This is a genomic window from Mesorhizobium kowhaii (assembly GCF_003253745.1).
Classification (GTDB): domain Bacteria; phylum Pseudomonadota; class Alphaproteobacteria; order Rhizobiales; family Rhizobiaceae; genus Mesorhizobium; species Mesorhizobium kowhaii.
In genome coordinates this window covers 519,588-539,732 of record NZ_MZXV01000013.1, presented here as the reverse complement: position 1 = coordinate 539,732, position 20,145 = coordinate 519,588, and the positions used below count along the sequence as shown (strand labels likewise).

Below are 20,145 nucleotides of genomic sequence, written 5' to 3'. Positions count from 1 at the left end.
AACCTGCACTTTGGGGCATCGCGGCGAAATCAAGAAATCCCATTCATTGGAAAGTTCTTCTTTCCCGACGGGTTCGCGATGATGACGCCGGGGTTCATTGTGTTCAGCGGATCGAGGGCATGTTTCAGCCGGGCCATCAGGTCCCGTTCGACGGGACTGCGATTGCGGTCGGCCAATACGATCTTTGCCCGGCCCAGGCCATGCTCGGCGGCGAAGCTGCCCGCCATCTCGGTGGCGAGCGCCGCCAGTGCCTGTGCGATCTCCGGCGCCTTGCCGGCGAAATCGGCCTCTCCTTGCGGCGGCGAGAGATTGTAGTGGATGTTGCCGTCGCCCAGATGGCCGAAGGGATTGATGCGCACGCCCGGCAGTATGCCCTGGCAGAGCGCCTGCCCCTTGTCGATGAACTCGGCGATGCGGCCGACCGGCACGGAGATGTCGTGCTTGAGCTGCTCGCCCTCCAGCCGCTGGCCCTCCGGCTGTTCTTCCCGCAGACGCCAGAAATGGGCTCGCTGCGCGTCCGACATGGCCAGCGCCCCGTCCAGGATCAGCCCTCGCTCCATCCCCCATTCCAGAGCCGACGCCAGAATGTCATCCAGCTGAACGCGCGTGGAACTCGACGTCAGTTCCACCAGCACATGGACATCGCCCCGGCTTTCCAACGGGAAGCTCAGCCCGGGCAGATGCTTCAAGGCAAGCGAAAGTCCGAAATCGCAGAAGAATTCAAGACCGGTCAGGAATTCACCCGCCTCCCCCCGCAGATACGTGCCGAAGGCAACCGCGGCGGCGCTGTCGCCCAAGGTGAGAAGCGCCGTCGCCCGCTGCTTGGGCGCTGGAGAGAGCTTCAGGACCGCACGCGTGACGACGCCCAGCGTGCCCTCCGCGCCGCAAAACAGCTTGCGCAGTTGATAGCCGGCATTGTCCTTCTGCACCGCCCGCAATCCGTTCCAGATGGAGCCGTCAGGCAGCACGACCTCCAGGCCGAGGACGAGGTTCTGCATCATGCCATGGCGCAGCGCATGGCTGCCGCCGGCATTTGTGCCGATCAGCCCGCCGATCCGCGCGCTCCCTTCGGCACCCAGATGCATGGGAAAGACCAGGCCATGCGGCGCCAGCGCATCATGCAGCGCGGACAGGATGACGCCAGCATCGACGACAACCGAGCCGCTTGCCGCATCAGGCTCGCCGATCGCCGCCATGCGCGAAAGCGACAGGATGATGCCTCCGGCTCGTTCGACGACGGCGCCGCCGCACAGCCCGGTATTGCCTCCCTGCGGCACCACGTTCATCCCTGCGTCGCAGCAGAGCGTCACAATTTCGGCGACCTGCGCCGTGCTGATCGGCCGGGCCACGCCAAGCGGCGCGATGCCGTAGCGCTTCAGCCAGTCCTGGCGATAGGGCTCGGCCTCTTCTCCCGAAAGCCAGCCTTTCGGGCCGAGCATTTGGGCCAGCGCGGCGGCAGGATCAGTCATGTCGACCCCATCAATGGTCAAGCACTTGCGACAGGAACTGGCGCGTCCGTTCGTTCCGCGGCGTGGTGAAAAAGGTTTCCGGCGGCGCCTCCTCGACGATCTCGCCGCTGTCCATGAAGATGACCCGGTCCGCCACGCGGCGCGCAAAGCCCATCTCGTGGGTCACGCAGATCATCGTCATGCCTTCGGAGGCCAGCGTAACCATGACGTCCAGCACCTCGGAGACCATTTCCGGATCGAGGGCCGAGGTCGGCTCGTCGAACAACATGATCTGCGGCTGCATGCAAAGAGCACGCGCTATCGCAACCCGCTGCTGCTGACCACCGGACAGTTGGCCGGGATATTTCATGGCCTGCTCGGGAATGCGCACCTTTTCCAGATAGCGCCGGGCCGTTGCCTCGGCTTGCGCTCGCGGCTGCTTGCGCACGATCATGGGGGAAAGCATGCAGTTCTCCAGCACCGTCATGTGCGGAAACAGGTTGAAATGCTGGAACACCATTCCGACCTCGCGCCTGATCTCGTCGATGTTACCGACGTCGTCGTTGAGTTCGGTGCCGAGTACGGCGATCCGGCCGCCATTGTGCTGCTCGAGGCGGTTGATGCAGCGGATCATGGTGGACTTGCCGGATCCGGAGGGTCCGCAGACGACGATCCTCTCTCCCCGCTCCACGGCAAGGTTTACCCTCCGCAGCGCGTGGAACGTACCGTAGTACTTATCGAGGTTTTCGATGCGGAGCGCCGGCCCACCGGGTTCGGTCGAATTGCCTGATATCACTTGCGCGCTTCCTTACCGTTCGCTGATCGACATGCGGCGCTCGAGAAAGGCGCCATAGCGGGACAGGCTAAAGACGAAGACGAAGTAGATGAAGGCGATGAAGGCGTAGACCTCGACATAGGCGAAGCGCCATTCGCCGGTTCCGTAAGCGGCATTGCCGGAAGCCAGTATCTCGAAGAAGCCAACGATGATCACCAATGAGGTCTCCTTGAACGAGATGACGAACTGGTTGATGGTGGCCGGCAGGGCGTTGCGCATGGCCTGCGGCAGAAGGATGCGGCCGATGCGTTGCCAATAGCGCATGCCAAGCGCCATGGCAGCCTCCTCCTGTCCTGTCGGAACGCCCTGCATACCGCCGCGCACGATCTCCGCCTGATAGGCGGAGAAGAACAGGGCCGAGCCCAGGATCACCCGGTACAGCTTGTCGCCCTGCAGCCATTGCGGCAGCGCGAACGGCAAAACCACTGCAAATGTAAAGAGGATCGATATCAGCGGAAGCGAGCGGACCCCGTCGATGATGAGGCCGGTGGTGCGGGAGATCCAGGGCAGCTCCGACCGGCGCAGCAAAGCCAGGCAGATCGCGAGGGGGAAGCCGACCAGGCAGGTCGTCACGAAGATGAAGAGGGTGAGCGCCAGTCCTCCCCACGCTTCCTCGCCGACATGGGCGAGACCAAGCACACCGCCTTTCATCAACACGTAGAAAAGGGCCGTTCCGGCGCCCCATACGAGCGCAATTCGACGGCCCGTCCAGAATACCGGGATGCAGCTCAGCACCGTCATGACCACCACGACCACACAGGCCAGGGCCGAGCGCCATTGTTCTTCATAGGGATAGAGCCCGAAGAAGATGATCCGCCATCTGGCAGCAATGACCGACCAGCAGGCTCCCGCTGCCGCCTGGCAGGCTTCCGGCCCGCCGCTGGTCGTGAAGACAGCCGAGAAAACCGCCCAGTTCAGGAGCTTCCAGGCCAGGAAGACCATGATCGTCAGGCAAGCCAGCGACAAAACTGCCTGAAGCGGCGTCGCAAAGAAGCGTCGCCTCAAATCCTCGAGCCTGCCGGGAGCGGGCGGAGCGACAACGACCATCTCCATGTCTCAACCCCTCAGTTGATTGCCCTTGAGGGCGATTGCTTTGTTGATGCGATTGAAGACGGCGGCAAGGCTTAGGTTGATGGCAAGGAAGCCCGCCATCAGGATGCCGATCGCTTCGAGGGTCTGGCCGGAATGGTTGATCGTCAGCGCCACGATCATGAAGAAGTCGGTGAAGCCCACCGCGATGCCCATCGTGGTCGCCTTCATCAGCCAGACGTACTGGTTGGCGAGGATCGGGAGCATGGCGCGCAGCGCCAGCGGGAGCCGCACCAGCGTGAAGACCCGCCAGGGACTGAGGCCCAGGGAAAGTGCTGCCTCGACCTGGCCCTTGCCGACAGATTTGAAGCCTCCGCGTACGATCTCCGCGATGTAGGAGCCGCCATAGATCGCGATGGCGATGGCAAGTGTGGCGAACTCAGGTGGAATGCGCAGGCCGCCTCTCAAATTGAGCCCTTGCAGCGCCGGGAAGTCCAGCAGCGGCAGATCCGGCAAACGTCCAACGGCCAGACTGATAGCCGCGCAGACCAGTGCCGCTGCCGCGGCGGTAAATTGGATGGCGCGCCGCTGGCCGATTGGTTGGCTAAGGCGCGACGTCCTGCCCAGCCAGGTCGGCAGCACGATGGCCGCGACCACAGCCAATGTGGCTGCGGCAAACGCCGCATTGCTGACATTGGGAAACGGGATGTAGAGCCCCCGGCTGGTGAGCAGAAAGCCCCAAGCTTCATGCGCGCCGCGCGGTGTCGGCAGGTGTGTGATGATCGCGTACCAGAAGAAGACCTGGAGGATCAGCGGAATGTTGCGGAAGATGTCCACATAGGTGCGGCCGAGCAGCCGCGCCAAGTCGTTCGAGGACGTCCGCGCCAGACCGACGATCGTTCCCACGATCGTCGCCAGCATCAGGCCGACGCTGCCCAGAAACAACGTGTTGATGATGCCGATGAGGAAGTACCACCAATAGGGATCGTTGGCCGTGGCGGGCAACAGCGAGAAATTGACATCCCAACCCGTCGACTTGAACAGGAAGTTGAATCCGGAGGTAATCCCTTGCTCAGCCAGGTTGCGGCGAGCGATCACGATACCGGCAAGCACCAGCGCGGCGATCGAGCCGACATACAGGACCTGCAACAGCGTGTTGCGGACCTTCTGATTTCTCAGCAGGCTGACCATTGACCAATCTTTCTCGAATTGCCGTCGGGGTCCGCCTGGCCGGAGCCAGGTGGAGCCTTGAGCGGGATGCGTTGAGAACGGATCAGTCGATCACCAGCGGGAACAGGACACCGCCATTGTTCCACAGGTTGGTCAGTTCGCGGTCCATCTTGTAGGGCGAGTCCTTGCCGAGATCGCGATCGAAGATTTCGCCGTAATTGCCGACGTTCTTGATCACCTTGTAGGCCCAGTCGTCATCGAGACCGAGACCCTTGCCCATGCCTGGCGTGACGCCGAGGAATTTGGCGACTTGCGGCGAAGTCGGCTTGGCCTTGATCTCGTCGACGTTCTTGGACGTGATGCCTTCCTGCTCGGCAAAGATCAGGGTGCTGAGCGTCCAGTTGGCGATGTCGACCCAATTGTCGTCGCCTTGCCGCATGATCATGACTTCAGGCTCGACGGCGAGCACGTCAGGCAGGATGACATGGTCTTCGACCTTGCCCTTGGCGATGCGCGCAATAGCCAGAGTCGGCCCCCACTGCGCATAGAGATCGCAGCGCCCTGAGAAATAGGCTTGCTCCAGCTCCTCCGTCTTTTCAATCAGCACGGGCTCGAGCTTGATGCCAAGCTTGGCCGTATAGGCCGCGACCTGCTGTTCCTGCGACGTCCCGGCGGGAATGCAGATCGTGCCGCCGGCGGCATCCTTGAGCGACTTGAGATTGAGCTCCTTGTGCGCCATCACCTTGGTCGTGCCGAGGTAATAGGAGGTGGAGAATTGCAACCCGAGCTCAGTGTCGCGGCTGAGCGTGCCGCCTGATGCCTTGATGATGATGTCGACATCGCCCGACTGAAGAGATGGCCAGCGCTGGGCCCAGCTGATTGGCACGATCTTCAGCTTTGCCTGATCGCCGAAGACGGCCGTGGCCACCGCCCGGCAGAGGTCGATGTCCATACCCTTCCAGTTGCCCTTGTCGTCGACTTCGGCGAAGCCGAGATAGGATCCGTCATGGCCGGTGCAATTGAGCACGCCGCGAGCCTTGACGGTCTCCAGCGTCTTGCCGCCCGCCGCTTCGGCCGTCGCCGAGAAATGCACGAGGCCAAGGGCCATGGCAGCGGCCCCCCATTTCATCGTTTTCATGTTCCGTCTCCACTGTTGAGGTTGTTTGGTTTCTTGTTTTTGGAGGTCCGAAACGTTTCTTTCGGAACTCGGTCTCAAAGCCGCTCCTAGTCGGAAAGCGGGGCCGGTTTCGGCAGGGAGGAAATCTTCAGATCGCTGCCCCAGTCCTGCTGGGCGAGCCATCGATGAAGGGCGGCGACCGCCTTCACGCGCAGGTGCCCACGCGGGACGATCAGGTAGAATCCAGGGACTTCCTCCGGCCGCATGTCGGCAAGGGCGTCGCGGCCAACCGGCGCGACCAGCGCGCCCGACCTCAGATCTTCCTCGGCGTCGATGACGGAGACGAGCCCGACGCCGATGCCTTGCAAGGTTGCACGGCGCATGGTTGCCGCATCGTCGAAGCTGATGCTTCGGTTGCCATCCGTCAGTTCTACACCGAGATGCCGCAGAATATCTGGCCACAGCCGCTTCGACTTGACGGTGTCGAGCAACGTGAACAGTGTCAGGTCCTGCGCCGACTTGATCTTCTCGCCGATGGCCGGGGTGCAGCAAATGACCTTCGGATCCGGCACCAGCAGCGTGGTCTCGTAGTCCGGCCAATTGCCGTAGCCCCACTGGACGGTCATATCGATGTCGTCGCGTCCGAAATCGGGCAGGTCGACCATCGTCGTCAGGCGCAGATCGGCGCCCGGCAATATCTCCCGGAATAGGGATAGCCGCGGCAGCAGATAGTGGGTCGCGAAGTAAGGGCTCGCATTCAGGTTGATGCGGTCCCGGTAGTTCGACTTGGTGACGCGGCGAACGCCTTCCGAGAACTCGTCAAATCCGGCTTTGACATAATGCGAGAGAAGGATGGCCGACTCTGTCAATTCGACCGACCGGCCCTTGCGCTCGAACAGCGTCACCTGAAGCGTATCCTCCAGAAGCTTGATCTGCTGTCCGACGGCCTGCGGCGTGACCAGCAATTCATCTGCCGCCTGCCGAAAGCTCTTGTGTTGCGCGACGGCGTGGAAAACGCGAAGCGCATTGAGCGACGGAAGGCGCAGCTTGCCGGTCATTGTAAATTTCGCTCCTTCTCGCTTGAGGTTCGGTTGATCGTGCACCGCTGCAATTCAGTCGCCGTCGGCGCCAAAAACAGCTCAGGCATATATGTAACCACCTGAAACTATTACGTTTTCTCCCGTCATGTAGGTGTTCTTGGGACCACCGGTCATCAGCACCCACTCGGCAATCTCGGTGGGCTCGGCGCCACGCCCGAGCGGGCTCGCCTTGGCCAGTTCCTCGAGGAAGCCGAGGGCTTTTGCCTTCTCCGTGGCCATGCCGGCCGGGGCTACCGAATTCACCAGGATCCCGTGCTTTGCCACGTCATGAGCGAAGGAGCGGGTAAGGCTGACCACCGCGGCCTTCGTTGCCGCATAGTGGGCGTTCTGCGGATGCGCCTTGAACGCGTCGACTGAAGTCAGGTTTACGATGCGGCCGCGGACATGGCTCTTCGGCTCCTGCGATTGCATGTGGCGAACGGCAGCCACCATCATGTGGTAGGTGCCTTTGATGTTGATGCCATTGGAGGCATCCCAATCGGCGTCGGAAATCTCGAGGATCGGGCGGCGCGGGTAGATTGCGGCGCAATTGATCAATGTGTCGATGCGCCCGAGCTTGGCAACGATGGCGTCGAAGGCGGCGTGGCACTGAGCGCCGACCTGAATGTCACACGCAGCGGCCGCAGTCGGCAGGCCCTTGGCCTTTGCCGGTGCGAGCGCGGATTCGGCAGCTTCCTGGTTTATGTCGATGATGCCGATCTTTGCCGCCCCGGCCTCTACAGCCATCCCAGCCAAAAGAGCGCCGAGGCCGGCGCCGCCACCGACGATCAGAACGGAAAGATCCTTCATTCCAGTTTTCCTTACTTGGTGCCGCTCGGCGAGGTTGGCCAGGTCGGCATGATGTCGAAACGGGTAACGTCGGCCCATGTGGGCAGGGTGAGCACCGCGACGACCATCCTGGCCACGTCATCAGGCTGCACCACCTTGCCGGCGTACATGGCCGCGCGCGCCTCGGCGTCTAGGATGTCGTTGTAGAGCTGCGTCTCGACACGGCCGGCAACGATCTCGGTGACGCGTATGCCGAACGGGGAGAGGTCGGCGCGAAGCGCGGCGGCAAAGCCTGATATCGCCGCCTTGGTGGCCGAATAGACGGCAATGTTGGAATACGCAGCGTGGCCCGCGGTGGAGCCGGTGAACAACACGTGGCCGGACTGCCGTTCGCGCATCCGCGGGACAACGAGGCGGGTGAGCAGGATTGCCGCGCTGAGGTTTACCTCCAGCGTGGTGTCGATATCGGCGATCGTCATGTCGGCGAAATTGCCGAGAGGCGGCATGATCCCGGCATTGTTGATCAGCACGTCGATGGTGAGATCCGCCACGACCGATTCCAGCGCCTCGCGGTCGGTGATGTCGACGGCGATCGGCACGATGCTGGCCCGCTCGGCCTGCAGCTCCTTGAGCGCCGCCTGGCTGCGCCCGACCGCATAGACGTCATAGCCAGCGTCGCTCAATGCGATCGCTATGGCCCGCCCTATGCCACTCGTAGCTCCGGTGATGAAGGCTGTCGTCACGTGGGCTTTTCCCGTTTGCCTGGTTTTCAGTGTGCGGCCTGGACCGATGCCGCGAAACCAAGAAAACCAGCAAAAAGGAAAGATAAACTTTCGAAAGATCGCCTTGCCTCCGAAATCTCTCGCGGGGTTTGTACGGTCGCGGAGGCCGCAAACTCAGGGAAACAGCGAGAAGGTGGTGCCATCTGCCCACTGGAAACGATCCCTGCTGGCCGGCGGAGCAAAAACATGGCTTTCGCAATGCGTGGCTAATTTGGTTCCGGGCGAACGGCTATACGATCGAAGTCGCCAGGCCCTATCCGCCGGTCGGGACGGGCCTTTTCAGATCGGTGAAGAGGGAGGCCGCGGCGGCCTTCTGCTCCGCATCGGTTGCCTCGACACCCGAAGCCCGTGCCAAGGCTCGCACGCGCCCGAGGCTGTTGTGCAGGTGCTTGCGCATGGCTTGGCGAGCAGCGCGAGCGTCCTGCCTTTCGATGGCGTCGACGATGGTTTTGTGCTCGTTGTGAATGCGTGCGTAGTAGCTGTCCTTGAGTGCGGGCGTAACCACGTAGCCCAGTTGAAAGCGTGGAACGATCATCGGCCTGAGGTAACTCAGGAAACCATGGATGAATTCATTGCGTGCCGCCTTGGCGATCGCCAGGTGGAAGTCGTAGTCATAATGGATCTGGACGACAGCGGGATCTGCCTGCTGGGCGTCGACCTGTTCCATCACTGCTCGGATTCCATCCGCCTCCGCATCCGTGCGCCGTTCCGCGCAGAGTCCAGCAGACTCCACTTCGACACTTAATCTTAGTTCGAGCAGGGCGATGGTTTCCGGCAAGGTCCTGAGCGCCTCGTCCGGTATCGAGAAATTGCGCGGCGCCGGCGTTTCGCTCACGAACATGCCGCGTCCCTGCTGCGGCACCACCAGGCCTTCGGAGCGCAGCCGCGCCACCGCTTCCCGCACCACCGTGCGGCTGACGTCGTATTCGGCGCAAAGCTCCGCCTCGGTCGGCAATTGCGCACCGGGCAGCAGCGATCCTGAACGGATCTTTTCAGACAGGCTCTCCGCCACGACGGTGGACAGCGGCTTGCGCTTCGTCATCAGTCTCCCTCTCGCCAGATTCGGGATGATGCCCGAACCGACAGGACCATTCAAACCGCCGCGGTGACGATCAACTCGACCAGCATTCCGGGCTTGGCCATGCGTCCTTCACCGGAAGAGCGCGCCGGTGCATGTTCCTTCGGCATCCAGGCGTCCCAGACCGTGTTGACCTCATCGAAATCCCTGACGTCGTCCAGCCACATCTGCACGTGAAGGATGCGGGACTTGTCCGTGCCTGCCTTGGCCAGCAGCGCATCGATCTTGCCGAGCACCTCGCGCATCTGGTCGGCCGCGGACCGGCCGGGTCTGGCGACCTGGCCGGTGAGATAGAGCGTGCCATTGTGGATGACGCCGTGGTGGATGCGGGTATCGAAGTCGAAGCGCTGGATATCACTCACTGGATTGTCCTTGTCAGATTGCCGGCGTCTGCCGGATGGGGTTGCCCTGCAGGTACTGCGCGTAAGGCGCCTGAACGAGCCAGCCGGCATCGACGGGCAGGGTCACGCCGGTTATCGACGCGGCACGCTCCGAGCAGAGGAACAAGGCCGCCTCGGCAACGTCGCGCGGCTCGACGAAGCGGCGCAGCGCCGTGGTGGCCTGGATCGCTTCGGGATTGCGTTCGCCCTTGGCGATCCTGGCCATCAACCCATCGGAAAGCGTGTAGCCGGGCGCCACCGCATTGACGCGCACCCCGCGCGGGCCGAGTTCGGCTGCAAGGATCTGGGTCAGCGCCAGAACGGCATGCTTTCCAGGAGTATAGGCTGGCAGCGACAGCGGCGCGAAAGAGGCAAGCGACCCGACATTCAGGATGGCGCCGCGACCGGCAGCCGACATCAGCCGGCCGAAGACCTGGCACCCCAGCAGGGTGCCGCGATAATTCACCCTCCACAACCTCTCATCTTCGTCCAGGTCCTGGTCGAGCACGTGCTTGCCGCTCTGCAGGATACCGGCACAATTGACGACGACATGCGGCGTGCCGAACGCATCGCTGACGGCCTGCGCCAGCGCTTCCACCGAGTGGGCATCGGCAACATCGGTCTGGGCAAACAGAGCGCGCGGCGCGCCCGCCGCGCCGCAGGCGTCGACCGCCTGATTGCCTCGTGCCGCATCCCTGCCGGCGACGACCACATTGTAGCCGTCCTCGGCGAAGCGCGTCGCGATCGCGCGTCCGATGCCGGAAGTGCCGCCGATGATGACGGCGGTCAGTGTCTCAGCCATGGCTGCGATCCTTCCGCTCGATGTCGAAGAAAGCGGACATTGCTTCGACCTGGAAATCCATCATCGGGCGCCCCGGCTGGATGCGGCAGCCGATCTCCTTCGCTGCCCTGAGCAGCGCCGTCTCGGCCGGGTCCATGATGATGTCGACGACCGTCATGTCTGGAGTCAGCTTGGTCGCATCCATAGGCAGCGGATCGTTGGCCTTCAGCCCGGAAGGCGTCGCGTTGATCGCCATGTCCATGCCAGACGGATCGGGTTGTCCGACCTCGATACGGCATTTTGGAAACGCCTTGCTGACGAGCGAAGCGAGCTTCTCCGCGCGGCCACTGTCGATGTCGGCCAAGCGGATCTCCGCAGCGCCCTCTTCGGCCAGACAGTAGGTCAGCGACGCGCCGGCGCCGCCGGCGCCGACCTGGAGGATGCGGCGGCCGGCAATCTGATGCCCGCCCGCCTTGAGCCCTTCGATGAAGCCGACGCCGTCGAAATTGTCGGCGTACCAGCTTCCATCCGGCAGCCGGCGGACCGAATTGGCGCTTTGGACTCGTGCGGCGCGGTCGTGGGCGGCGGAACACTTGTGGTAGACCGCGATCTTGTAGGGCACCGAGATGATCACGCCGCGGATGTTCTCGGCCGCCGTGATGCCGGCCCAGAAGGTTTCGAAATCCTCCGGCCGGCAGCTCAGCGGTACCATGAGGCTGTCGAGGCCCTTCTGCTCGAAGATCTCATTGAATATGCCGGGGCTCTTGGCATGTGCCACTGGATGGGCCAGCATCACGAAGATGTCGGCCTTGCCGGTTCCGCGCATCGGTTCACTCCTTTTCTTTTGACTGTTCATGATCGCTCAGGATTTTGGGCGCCCGGACGTATCTTGCAGCGAATTAATGTCATATGATATAGGACATCATACAAATTTCAATGAACCGTCTTTCACGGGAGACCGATCGCAAAAATGCAGGAGCGCCGCAACACATTGAAGGCCGCCATGGCGGCAGGCCGGGCTCACATCGGCATCTGGTGCTCGCTAGCCTCGGCCCTGACCACCGAGATCGTCGCGGGCTCCGGCGCCGGCTGGGTGCTGATCGACGGCGAGCACAGCCCCAACCATCTGCGCAGCATCATGGCGCAGCTGCAGGTGATGGGCGGCTTCGATAGCGAGGCGGTGGTGCGGCTGCCGTCCGACGACGCCAATTTGATCAAGCAGGCGCTGGACATCGGCGCACGCAGCCTGATGATCCCCAATGTGCGGACGGCGGAGCAGGCGCGCACCATCGTCGCCGCGATGACCTATGCCCCGGGCGGCGTCCGCGGCTTCTCCGTCGGCCATCGCGCCAACGCATTCGGCCGCATCACCGGCTATCATGCCAATGCGCGCGCCCAGCAGTTGCTTGCCGTGCAGATCGAGGACGAGACCGGCGTCGCCAATGCCGCCGAAATTGCCGCGGTTGACGGCGTCGACGTCCTCTTTGTCGGTCCTGGGGACCTGTCCACCAACATGGGTGCGATGGGCAACCCCGGCGCGGCGCATGTGCAAGAGGCAATTTCGTCCGTACGCAAGGCCGCAACGTCGGCAGGCAAGGCAAGCGGCATTTTGGCGCCAGTCAAGGCAGACGCCGACCGCTATCTCGCCGACGGCTTCACCATGGTTGCCGTCGGTTCCGACCTCGGCCTGCTGGCGCGGGGTTCGGATGCCCTGGTCGCTTCGTTCAACCAATAGACCGGAGACAGACTGTGGCAATCCCTCCTTACAAGGCGCCGTCGCGCACGAGCTATGACATCGTCATCGTCGGCGGCGCGGTCATCGGTTCGTCGACGGCCTATTGGCTGAGCCAGGCGCAGGGCAGCGGCGCCTCGATCCTCGTGGTCGAACGCGACAGCAGCTACGAGTTCTCGTCGACGGCGCTCTCCACCAGCGCCATCCGCCAGCAATATTCCAATCCGATCAATGTGAAGATCAGCCAGTTCGGCATCGAGATCATTCGGACCTTCCAGGAGCGGATGGCACCCTTCTACAAAGACGAACCGGCGCCCGACCTCGGCTTTCGCGAGCATGGCTATCTCTACTGCTGCTCACCCGATGGCGTGGAGGCGGCGCGTGAGCGCGTCGATCTGCAGCGTAGCCTTGGCGCCCACACGGTCTTCCTCGAGCCAGGTCCGCTGAAGGAGCGCTTTCCCTGGTTGAATGTCGAGGATCTCGGCGGCGGTTCCTGGGGGGCGCGGGAAGAGGGCTGGTTCGATTCCATGGGCATGATGAACGGGTTCCGCCGGGCCGCCCGCGCCAGCGGTGTCGAGTATATCGACAATGCCTCGACGGGACTGGATGTTGCCGATGGGCGGGTCATCTCGGTGCGCCTCGCGACCGGCCAGACGATCGGCTGTGGAACACTGGTCAACGCCGCAGGCCCGCGCGCGCAACAGGTCGCCGCCATGGCCGGCCTGTCGATCCCCGTCGCGCCCTACAAGCGCTACAGCTTCGTCTTCGCCAGCGCCAACCCTATCCCCGGCCGGATGCCCAATGTCATCGACCTGTCCGGTACGTTCGTGCGTCCCGAAGGGGAGCTTTTCCTCACAGGCAACACGCCGCAAGACGACGGACCGGCCGACTACGACGACTTCGAGATGCACCATGAAGAGTTCGACGACTACATCTGGCCGGCGCTCTGGCACCGCATTCCAGCCTTCGACGCATTGAAGGTTCAGACGAGTTGGACCGGCCATTACGAGTACAACATGCTCGACCACAACGGCATCGTCGGTTTCCACCCGGAGGTGACCAACTTCATGTTCGCCAACGGGTTCTCCGGGCACGGCCTGCAACAGTCACCGGCCGTAGGCCGGGCAGTATCGGAGCTGATTATCCACGGGGCCTTTCAGACGCTCGACCTGTCGCCATTCAGCTACGAACGCATAGAGCGCGATGAACCGTTCCTGGAAGAAGCAGTGATCTGACCAAGTTCCATCCATTCTCGACTTGCTTGGATTGCGCCGTGTGAAGCGCCAAGAGCATTCATGATTTGCCTAAAAATGACTAATCGTCCAAAGGCCGAGGGCAATGCGAACCACTTGCAGAATGTGGTTCGCAGTCGGGCAGGTGACGGTCGTAAGAACAGGCGCTGACACAGTCGATTGCTCCTCATTGCTGCACTTGCCGTAGCGCTCGGGAACTGTTCGATGGCTCTCTGGAGGTGATCGAGGGCCTTCGATTTCCGGCAGAAGAAGAACCGCAACCGTCACGGCGGCCGCGAGATGTTTATCCCCATCGTCGACAAGCTGGCGCAAGCGTTGGCGCCACTCGATCGTTCGAAAGGCGGGACGGTGCTGAAGAATGCCTATGGGCGTCTATTCGCGGAAAAGAGCCTCACCGGCATGATGGCACATTGGAACAAGCAGGCCGGCATTCCGGAGGGCTACACTCTGCACGGGCTACGCCGTACTTCGGCACATATCTCGCCGAATGCAACATCCAAGCGCGCGCCATCATGGAGGCGATGGGGCATTCTTCCGTGACGGTCACGGACGAATATGTCCGAGAGGCCAACAAGAAGCGAATGGCTGTCGACATAGCCCGCGCCATCAACGAACGTGCGATGAAGCAGCGAGCGGCACTGCGCGTCGTCAAGTAAGTGAAATCAACCGACCATGCGCAGGGCGGCATATCGGCCGCCCTTTCCTTTGGGCCCACAATGGGCCAAAACGTTTTGGGCCGAGGCATATTTTTATCAATAAAATCAATAGTTATGGCGGGTCCGGAGGGACGTCGTCTTTTCAACAAAAACAATCGGTTAGCGGGTGGTTCGCCCAGCCATATCCTTCGTATGTTCTCGTATTCGGTGGCGAACGCAGCGGTGATGACTCCGAATAAATGCCCGTCCGGCGTCACTTTGCCGAGGCAACATTAACGGCAGACCAACTTCGGGGACACGCAATCACTGATACCGACATTCGGCGATCGCGGCGATTTGACGGAATTTTGCCGCATCTCGTCGCCTGCACTTTTCAGCACACGGCGACGGATGTCGACACTCCTCGCCATCTGCTTCATTCCGCCGCTCGGAGCGGCCACAGGATTATTCGCCTTGCCAACGTCGATGCGCTGACCCCACTGAGATCGCGCGCTGGCTCAGCGGCAACTCTTTTCTACCGGTCCATCGGCCGCCCTCGCGAGTCAGGAAAATTGCGCATTTACATTCCAATTGATTTTTGGATACTAATTGGCATCTGAGTGATTTCCCACGCCGTGGATCTATTCCGAAAGCTGCCACGGAGGCGCAAGGTCGGGGCGATCCAGCCGGTGAATTGACACTCATTTGGGAGGACATCTTGGCTTTTGCTGCACGGGTTCTCACCGCGCGGCGCGAGCGCTGCTCTAGCGCCGCGACGGCAGCCGCGTCGGAAATACGCTCCTGCACGCGGCGGCCTGCGACCTGGTTTTCAGGTGAAACTCGCTAAAGCCCGTGTCACCAGCCGGGCCGCCAAGTGAAATAGCGAAGACAAAATGGAGGAAGTGACATGGCAATGACGAATGAGGCACCGAAGAGCCTCGAGAGCATCTTGGAGGCAGCGGGAGGACCGGTAAACCTGCTCCGCGGCTCCAACCTCGGGCCCTACCGCTTTCCCGTCATTCCGCCCGAGTTCACGAACTGGCGCGACGAAGTGCGTGCGTGGAAGGATAGCTGCGCGCTGCTCGAGCAGTCCTACCACATGACTGAACTGCACCTGCGCGGGTCGCAGGTCATCCCCTTCCTCTCGGAGATCGCTGTCAACAAGTTCGACCCGTTCCCGGTCCTGCGCGCCAAACAGCTCGTGCTGGCGGGCCACGACGGGTTCTACATCGCCGACGCCATCATCTTCCGTGAGGCCGAGGACTTCTTTCGCATCGTCGGCGCTCCCTTCGCAAGCGACTGGGTGCTCTACAATGCGGAGAAGAGCAACTATGATGTCGAGGCGAAAAAGGACGACAATTTCTCGATCCGCTCCGGCACACGCGAGGTGTTCCGCGTCCAGATCCAGGGGCCGAACGCCCTTGCGCTGATGCGCGAGGCGAGCGGCGGCGGCCTGCCGGAGATCAAGTTCTTCAACATCGGCGAGTTCCAGATTGCAGGCAAATCCGTCCGTGCCCTCCGGCACGGCATGGCCGGCGAACCCGGATTCGAGATCTACGGGGCCTGGGACGACCAGCAGGCGGTGCGCGAGGCGCTGGAGAAGACCGGCGAGAAATACGGGATGCGCAAGATCGGCGCCCTTGCCTACTCGACCACTGCACAGGAGTCCGGCTGGGTGCCGATGCCGCTGCCGGCCATCTATCACAGCGATGACATGAAGCCCTACCGCGAGTGGCTGAACAACTACTTCCTGGAGGCGGTCGCCTCACTCGGCGGCAGTTTCGTGTCGGACGACATCACGGACTACTATGTCGACCCGATCGAGCTCGGCTACAGGAACGTGATCGACTTCGGCCGCGACTTCATCGGCCGCGACGCCTTGCTGGAGAGGGCGAACAACCAGCGCCGCACGAAGGTGACGCTTGAGTGGAACGACGAGGATGCGGCCGCCGTGATGCAGGACTCCATCTTCCCGGCCAACGGCACCCCCGCCAAGTTCCTCAACATGCCGATGCCCATGTACGCCACATTCCAGGTCGATGCCGTCATGAAGAAGGACAAGGTTGCGGGGATCTCGACCTGGCCGTCTTTCACGGCAAACGCCAACCGCTTTATCTCGCTGGGGCTTGTCGAAATCGAGCATGCACAACCGGGAACCGAAGTCACGCTTGTGTGGGGCGAGCCTGATTCGCGCCGCAACACGGTAGAGAAGCACCAGTTGCGCGAGATCAGGGCGAAGGTTGCACCGGCACCCTACTTCGAAAAGGTGATCAAGACCGGCAAGCATTGACGCCTGGGCATCGTCGCCTGACGGCTGGCCGCGCACGGATCGAAGATTTCGCCGCCCACTGCTGATCAGGCGGCGCCCTCCAGATAGCGCCTGTCGAAGACGCCTTCAGCCGCCTCGCGCTTCGACTTGTCGAGCAGGTTCGCCCTGACCATCAGGTCGATCGTCGTCTTGAGCGCCCTGTCCGACACGGCAAGGCCTTGCGGCCACATGCCCATGCCGCGCATGTATTCCAGCCCCCGCCGCGCCAGGGATCCACTGTCGGGCGTGGTGATGCGCTGGAAGATCGGCAGGGTAATACCTTGGTTGGCCGCCTCGTTGGTGACCGCATGCGCCTCGATCAGCGCCTTGAGGAAGCTGGTCACCACATCGCGGTTCGCGCCGAGCCAGGGAGCCTTTCCGATGATGGCGGTGAAGACGATCTCGGGGATAGCGGCGCAGACCTCCCCGAGCAGGCTGTAGCCCTGGTCCTGCGCGAGGAAGTTCCACGGCGCGGGCTGCGGAGCGCAGTCGATATCGCCCGCCTGGAGCGCCTCCCACCGCTTCGTATGAATGCCGGCCAAGGCAAACTCATAGTCGCCGGGATAGTGCAGCCCTTCCGCGGCCAGCATGACCTGCGTGTAGATCGCAGTCCCCTCCGTCAGCGAGGAGGTGCCGATCCTTTTCCCCCTCAGCTCGGCGAGCGAGTTGATGCCCGAGCGCGCCACGATGGACATCGGCAGGCGCACGGCGTTGGCTGCCACGATACGCAACTCTCCTCCCCTGACGAAGTCTGCGACGGCGCCTTCCGGCGGCGTGATCGCCAGGTCCGCTTCGCCTTCGAGAACGGCCGTGGTTGCCTTTTCGACACTGCCCATCCGCTTGTAGACGATGCGGATGCCGTGCTTTTCGAAAAGGCCCTGTTCGTCGGCAACGAAGACGGGGAGCCAGTTGAACCCCTGCGCGCCGCCCGCGAGCCGAAGATCGACTGGGCCGGCGGGTTCCAGATTGGTCATGACGATGTCCTCCCTTGAAACGTCCGGCGCGAGCACCGGCTTGCTCATCTGTATGGCGAGATGTGGGTCGCTACTGCGACCTTGGCGCCATTCACATTGACAGGCATATCAGATCGAGATACTAATTGGTATCTAAAGAACAATTGGTATGTCAATATATCGATCGGTGAATCGGCTGATGCAACATCAAGCCGAGAGGGAGGACGTATGCACATTACCAAGAGTATTGCCGACGGCCGGCGGTTCGAAGCATTGACGGACTTCTGACATGAGCGGCCTCGCGCGATCGCCACAGGAAGCGCTGATCCTGGGCATGGCTGTGCTGGGTTTGCTGGCGCTTGTCGCTGCTGGACTGCTGCGCTGGCTGCGCGCCGGGCGGGTCTGGACAGACCTCCTGGTGCCGGCCTCCTTCCTGGTCGCCTACTGGCTCGCCTACAACAAGGTGCCGTCCTTTCCGCCCGTGGGCGCGGTCAACAAGATCTTCTTCGTGGCCGTGATCGGAACGGCGCTCGGTGTCCTGGTCGAGGCCGCCGGCCGCGGCGGGCTGGGTCGTGCACTCGTCCTTGCCCAACCGATCGCGTCTGCCGCGTACATTGGAACGGCTCGGCTGCCCGATGCGCTCCTAGAAGTGGCGGCGGCTGCGCTATGGGGCCTGCTGGTGATGTATGGCCTTTCCCGTGGAACAGGTCAGTCCGAGGACGAATCTGGCACGAGGCGCGCCACACTGCTCGGCATTGCATGCGCCGGATTCGCGCCGATCGCGCTGTTGGGAGCGTCGTCCTCGAGCTTCCAGCTCAGCCTGCTTTTTGCAGCCGCCATCGCGGCCATTGTCGCCGCCAACATTTCAAATCCGAACTTCGGATTTCGCTCCGCATCCCTTCTTGGGGGAGCAGGGGGCATGATCGCGGCCGCGCAAACCGTCACGCTGATCACGCGCAAGACCGACATGCTGGCGCTCGCCGTGCTCACCTTGGTCTTTGTCACGCCTTTTGTCGTCGATCCGATCCTGCGCCGGGTCCGCGCCACGAACAAGGTCGTTCAACTCGCCGCATTTGTCGGGATGTGCCTGCTGTCTGTCGGTGCATCCGTGGCGACTGTGATTGCGCGGTACGGCTCAAGCTTCCCGGTATGACCCGGGAAAGGACTGTCAAAACCATCAACAGGGAGGAACTACAACCATGTCGAAGTTACTGCGCACCACCTTGCTTGCCGCTACCATCGCCTGGCTGCCGCTGACCGCCGAAAGAGCGGCGGCCGGGACATTCGATATTGATCCCGTGCATTCAGGGATCGCATTCTTCATCGATCATCTCGGCTTCTCGCAGGTGATCGGAATCGCGAAGGAATTCTCGGGCTCGTTCCAGTTCGACGCGACAAAGCCGACGGAAAGCAGCCTCGATGTTGCGGTGAAAGTTGCGGGGATCTCGACCAACAATAGCCAGCGGGATAGCGACATCCAGGGCGCGGACTGGTTCAATGCAACGGAGTTCCCCCAGATCACCTTTGTCGGGCACGAATTCAAGGCGGTCGACGCCAAGTCCGGCACGATCGCCGGCGATCTAACCATCGCCGGCGTCACGAAACCCGTCACGCTGGACGTCACCTTCAACAAGGAAGGCCAAAACCCGTGGGACAAGAGCCACGTCGTCGGCTTCAGCGCTCGCGCTTCGATCAAACGCAGCGACTTCGGCATGAAAGCCGCGCTAGGAATGATCGGCGACGATGTGAGCCTCGTTGTTCAAGTTGAAGGGCGTGCCCGTTCGTAGGCCAGCGGTGACGTACCCGGCAGGCAACAAGCCTGCCGGGTACCTCGATTCCGCGCAATGGCAGGAAGCGAAGCGCATTGGCGCGGTCCGCCTCCTTCCGGCCAATTGAGAAACTCTCGTCGGTGTATCGCGCCCGATGAAACGTTCAGTGGCCTATTCCGCCGCCACGGGATCCCTTCGCCCGAAAGAATCGCCACCTTGCGCAAAAAGGTGGCTTGCATGAGCAATGACATTCTCGGTCGTCTCGCGGATATGCCGCTCAACCAGATCCTGTGCCGTGGCCGTGTCGCGGGCGATCACCCGATCCATGATCATCTTGTGCTCGACGTCCTTTGCCCGCCATTGCGGGCGAAACTGCGAGGACATCCTGCGGTAGCGGTGGGCGCGCTCGAAGAGCTTCTGCCGGATTTCCAGCAGATTTGGCGACCCACATGCAACGACCAGGGAAAAGTGGAACGCGCCATGCAACGCGGCCCAGTCGTCGGAGAGATAGTAGCTCGCGCCGAGCCGGCTTTGCAGGCGATCCATCCGATGGAAGTTGGCCATAATGTCGGCCTCCCAGCGATCGTCGCCACGATCGATCGCCAGCCTGATGCACTGCCGTTCGATGAGCACGCGAACATCGGTCAGATCGTTGAGATCAAAGAGCGAGACCGGCGCGACCAGGAAACCGCGCTGCCCCTCCGCCACAACCAGACCTTCGGCAACCAACCGCGAGAGGGCCTCGCGCAAGGTGGAGAAGCTTACTTCATACAGCTCCTTCAGCGTTTCGAAGCGCAGCTTGGTTCCCGGCTTCAAGGCGCAGCTGATGATATCGCTCCGCATGCGCGCCAACACATCCCCGGCGCGTGTCTCACCGGCAGGCCTGAGGGTGGTGCTCATGCATACGACTCCGCATTGAATTAGCGCGGAGATTACTGCGGATTTTCGAAATAATCAAACCTGTCGCCCTGAGGGTACGGGTACCGCCGTCCGGCGGGTGAGCAACA

The 20,145-nt window shown here is 62.2% G+C and carries 20 protein-coding genes; 6 read left to right on the top strand and 14 right to left on the bottom strand.

Features of this window, described 5'->3' with window-relative positions; translation table 11 throughout:
• Positions 1-29 precede the first annotated feature (29 nt).
• The 12 genes from B5V02_RS05045 to B5V02_RS04990 all read right to left on the bottom strand — a co-directional run bounded on the left by B5V02_RS05045 (position 30) and on the right by B5V02_RS04990 (position 11,314).
• On the bottom strand, positions 30-1,469 hold the full coding sequence (locus B5V02_RS05045) for an FAD-binding oxidoreductase (RefSeq protein ID WP_111543096.1): 1,440 nt from the start codon (positions 1,467-1,469) through the stop codon (positions 30-32).
• Between the two features lie 10 nt (positions 1,470-1,479).
• On the bottom strand, positions 1,480-2,244 hold the full coding sequence (locus B5V02_RS05040; protein WP_111543095.1) for an amino acid ABC transporter ATP-binding protein: 765 nt from the start codon (positions 2,242-2,244) through the stop codon (positions 1,480-1,482).
• 12 nt (positions 2,245-2,256) lie between these two features.
• Positions 2,257-3,336, bottom strand: coding sequence for an amino acid ABC transporter permease (locus B5V02_RS05035; protein WP_111543094.1), 1,080 nt, complete (start codon positions 3,334-3,336; stop codon positions 2,257-2,259).
• 3 nt (positions 3,337-3,339) lie between these two features.
• A complete protein-coding gene (locus tag B5V02_RS05030; protein WP_111543093.1) occupies positions 3,340-4,503 on the bottom strand; it encodes an ABC transporter permease subunit in 1,164 nt (387 codons plus the stop codon).
• An 82-nt stretch (positions 4,504-4,585) separates the two neighbouring features.
• The gene (locus B5V02_RS05025) at positions 4,586-5,620 is read right to left on the bottom strand and encodes an amino acid ABC transporter substrate-binding protein (RefSeq protein WP_111543092.1); all 1,035 of its coding nucleotides are present in this window, start codon (positions 5,618-5,620) and stop codon (positions 4,586-4,588) included.
• A gap of 86 nt (positions 5,621-5,706) precedes the next feature.
• A complete protein-coding gene (locus B5V02_RS05020) occupies positions 5,707-6,657 on the bottom strand; it encodes a LysR substrate-binding domain-containing protein (protein ID WP_111543091.1) in 951 nt (316 codons plus the stop codon).
• 81 nt (positions 6,658-6,738) lie between these two features.
• A complete protein-coding gene (locus B5V02_RS05015) occupies positions 6,739-7,488 on the bottom strand; it encodes an SDR family NAD(P)-dependent oxidoreductase (RefSeq protein ID WP_111543090.1) in 750 nt (249 codons plus the stop codon).
• Positions 7,489-7,499: 11 nt separating this feature from the next.
• On the bottom strand, positions 7,500-8,210 hold the full coding sequence (locus B5V02_RS05010) for an SDR family oxidoreductase (RefSeq protein ID WP_111543089.1): 711 nt from the start codon (positions 8,208-8,210) through the stop codon (positions 7,500-7,502).
• A gap of 292 nt (positions 8,211-8,502) precedes the next feature.
• Positions 8,503-9,291 carry a FadR/GntR family transcriptional regulator gene (locus B5V02_RS05005; protein ID WP_167458370.1) on the bottom strand — a complete coding sequence of 263 codons (789 nt, stop codon included), beginning with the start codon at positions 9,289-9,291 and terminating at the stop codon, positions 8,503-8,505.
• A gap of 50 nt (positions 9,292-9,341) precedes the next feature.
• Positions 9,342-9,689 (bottom strand): RidA family protein, encoded by a 348-nt coding sequence (locus B5V02_RS05000; protein WP_111543087.1) that lies wholly within the window; start codon positions 9,687-9,689, stop codon positions 9,342-9,344.
• Positions 9,690-9,702: 13 nt separating this feature from the next.
• Positions 9,703-10,509 carry an SDR family NAD(P)-dependent oxidoreductase gene (locus B5V02_RS04995; protein ID WP_111543086.1) on the bottom strand — a complete coding sequence of 269 codons (807 nt, stop codon included), beginning with the start codon at positions 10,507-10,509 and terminating at the stop codon, positions 9,703-9,705.
• The gene (locus B5V02_RS04990; RefSeq protein WP_111543085.1) at positions 10,502-11,314 is read right to left on the bottom strand and encodes a shikimate dehydrogenase family protein; all 813 of its coding nucleotides are present in this window, start codon (positions 11,312-11,314) and stop codon (positions 10,502-10,504) included. The genes B5V02_RS04995 and B5V02_RS04990 overlap by 8 nt, the downstream gene beginning before the upstream one ends.
• A 144-nt stretch (positions 11,315-11,458) precedes the next feature.
• Here B5V02_RS04990 and B5V02_RS04985 point away from each other — a divergent pair, with 144 nt between their 5' ends.
• From B5V02_RS04985 to B5V02_RS04970, 4 genes are all read left to right on the top strand, one after another.
• Positions 11,459-12,223: an HpcH/HpaI aldolase family protein gene (locus B5V02_RS04985; RefSeq protein ID WP_111543084.1), complete on the top strand. Its 765-nt coding sequence runs from the start codon at positions 11,459-11,461 to the stop codon at positions 12,221-12,223.
• 14 nt (positions 12,224-12,237) lie between these two features.
• The gene (locus B5V02_RS04980; protein WP_111543083.1) at positions 12,238-13,455 is read left to right on the top strand and encodes an NAD(P)/FAD-dependent oxidoreductase; all 1,218 of its coding nucleotides are present in this window, start codon (positions 12,238-12,240) and stop codon (positions 13,453-13,455) included.
• Positions 13,456-13,752: 297 nt separating this feature from the next.
• Positions 13,753-14,013, top strand: a complete 261-nt coding sequence (locus B5V02_RS42605; protein ID WP_378919217.1) for a hypothetical protein — start codon at positions 13,753-13,755, stop codon at positions 14,011-14,013.
• Between the two features lie 1,002 nt (positions 14,014-15,015).
• Positions 15,016-16,398 (top strand): aminomethyltransferase family protein, encoded by a 1,383-nt coding sequence (locus B5V02_RS04970; RefSeq protein WP_111543082.1) that lies wholly within the window; start codon positions 15,016-15,018, stop codon positions 16,396-16,398.
• Positions 16,399-16,463: 65 nt separating this feature from the next.
• Here the strand turns inward: B5V02_RS04970 and B5V02_RS04965 are convergent, their stop codons facing one another.
• Complete coding sequence (locus tag B5V02_RS04965; protein WP_111543744.1) at positions 16,464-17,390, bottom strand: ABC transporter substrate-binding protein; 927 nt, start codon at positions 17,388-17,390, stop codon at positions 16,464-16,466.
• Positions 17,391-17,658: 268 nt separating this feature from the next.
• Here B5V02_RS04965 and B5V02_RS04960 point away from each other — a divergent pair, with 268 nt between their 5' ends.
• Both B5V02_RS04960 and B5V02_RS04955 read left to right on the top strand, forming a co-directional pair.
• Positions 17,659-18,522, top strand: coding sequence for a hypothetical protein (locus B5V02_RS04960; RefSeq protein WP_111543081.1), 864 nt, complete (start codon positions 17,659-17,661; stop codon positions 18,520-18,522).
• Positions 18,491-19,156, top strand: coding sequence for a YceI family protein (locus tag B5V02_RS04955; RefSeq protein ID WP_245445695.1), 666 nt, complete (start codon positions 18,491-18,493; stop codon positions 19,154-19,156). Before B5V02_RS04960 ends, B5V02_RS04955 begins: the two co-directional genes overlap by 32 nt.
• A 153-nt stretch (positions 19,157-19,309) precedes the next feature.
• On the opposite strand, the gene B5V02_RS04950 is transcribed toward B5V02_RS04955, so the two are convergent.
• Positions 19,310-20,038: an FCD domain-containing protein gene (locus B5V02_RS04950; protein WP_111543079.1), complete on the bottom strand. Its 729-nt coding sequence runs from the start codon at positions 20,036-20,038 to the stop codon at positions 19,310-19,312.
• Positions 20,039-20,145 lie beyond the last annotated feature (107 nt).

Coding starts and splice junctions, on each gene's coding strand:
- B5V02_RS04995 (WP_111543086.1), bottom strand. CDS start 10,509: ATGGCTGAGACACTGACCGCCGTCATCATCGGCGGCACTTCCGGCATC.
- B5V02_RS04990 (WP_111543085.1), bottom strand. CDS start 11,314: ATGCGCGGAACCGGCAAGGCCGACATCTTCGTGATGCTGGCCCATCCA.
- B5V02_RS05035 (WP_111543094.1), bottom strand. CDS start 3,336: ATGGAGATGGTCGTTGTCGCTCCGCCCGCTCCCGGCAGGCTCGAGGAT.
- B5V02_RS04950 (WP_111543079.1), bottom strand. CDS start 20,038: ATGAGCACCACCCTCAGGCCTGCCGGTGAGACACGCGCCGGGGATGTG.
- B5V02_RS04960 (WP_111543081.1), top strand. CDS start 17,659: ATGAGCGGCCTCGCGCGATCGCCACAGGAAGCGCTGATCCTGGGCATG.
- B5V02_RS05030 (WP_111543093.1), bottom strand. CDS start 4,503: ATGGTCAGCCTGCTGAGAAATCAGAAGGTCCGCAACACGCTGTTGCAG.
- B5V02_RS04970 (WP_111543082.1), top strand. CDS start 15,016: ATGGCAATGACGAATGAGGCACCGAAGAGCCTCGAGAGCATCTTGGAG.
- B5V02_RS04985 (WP_111543084.1), top strand. CDS start 11,459: ATGCAGGAGCGCCGCAACACATTGAAGGCCGCCATGGCGGCAGGCCGG.
- B5V02_RS05015 (WP_111543090.1), bottom strand. CDS start 7,488: ATGAAGGATCTTTCCGTTCTGATCGTCGGTGGCGGCGCCGGCCTCGGC.
- B5V02_RS05005 (WP_167458370.1), bottom strand. CDS start 9,291: ATGACGAAGCGCAAGCCGCTGTCCACCGTCGTGGCGGAGAGCCTGTCT.
- B5V02_RS04965 (WP_111543744.1), bottom strand. CDS start 17,390: ATGACCAATCTGGAACCCGCCGGCCCAGTCGATCTTCGGCTCGCGGGC.
- B5V02_RS05020 (WP_111543091.1), bottom strand. CDS start 6,657: ATGACCGGCAAGCTGCGCCTTCCGTCGCTCAATGCGCTTCGCGTTTTC.
- B5V02_RS42605 (WP_378919217.1), top strand. CDS start 13,753: ATGTTTATCCCCATCGTCGACAAGCTGGCGCAAGCGTTGGCGCCACTC.
- B5V02_RS05045 (WP_111543096.1), bottom strand. CDS start 1,469: ATGACTGATCCTGCCGCCGCGCTGGCCCAAATGCTCGGCCCGAAAGGC.
- B5V02_RS05025 (WP_111543092.1), bottom strand. CDS start 5,620: ATGAAAACGATGAAATGGGGGGCCGCTGCCATGGCCCTTGGCCTCGTG.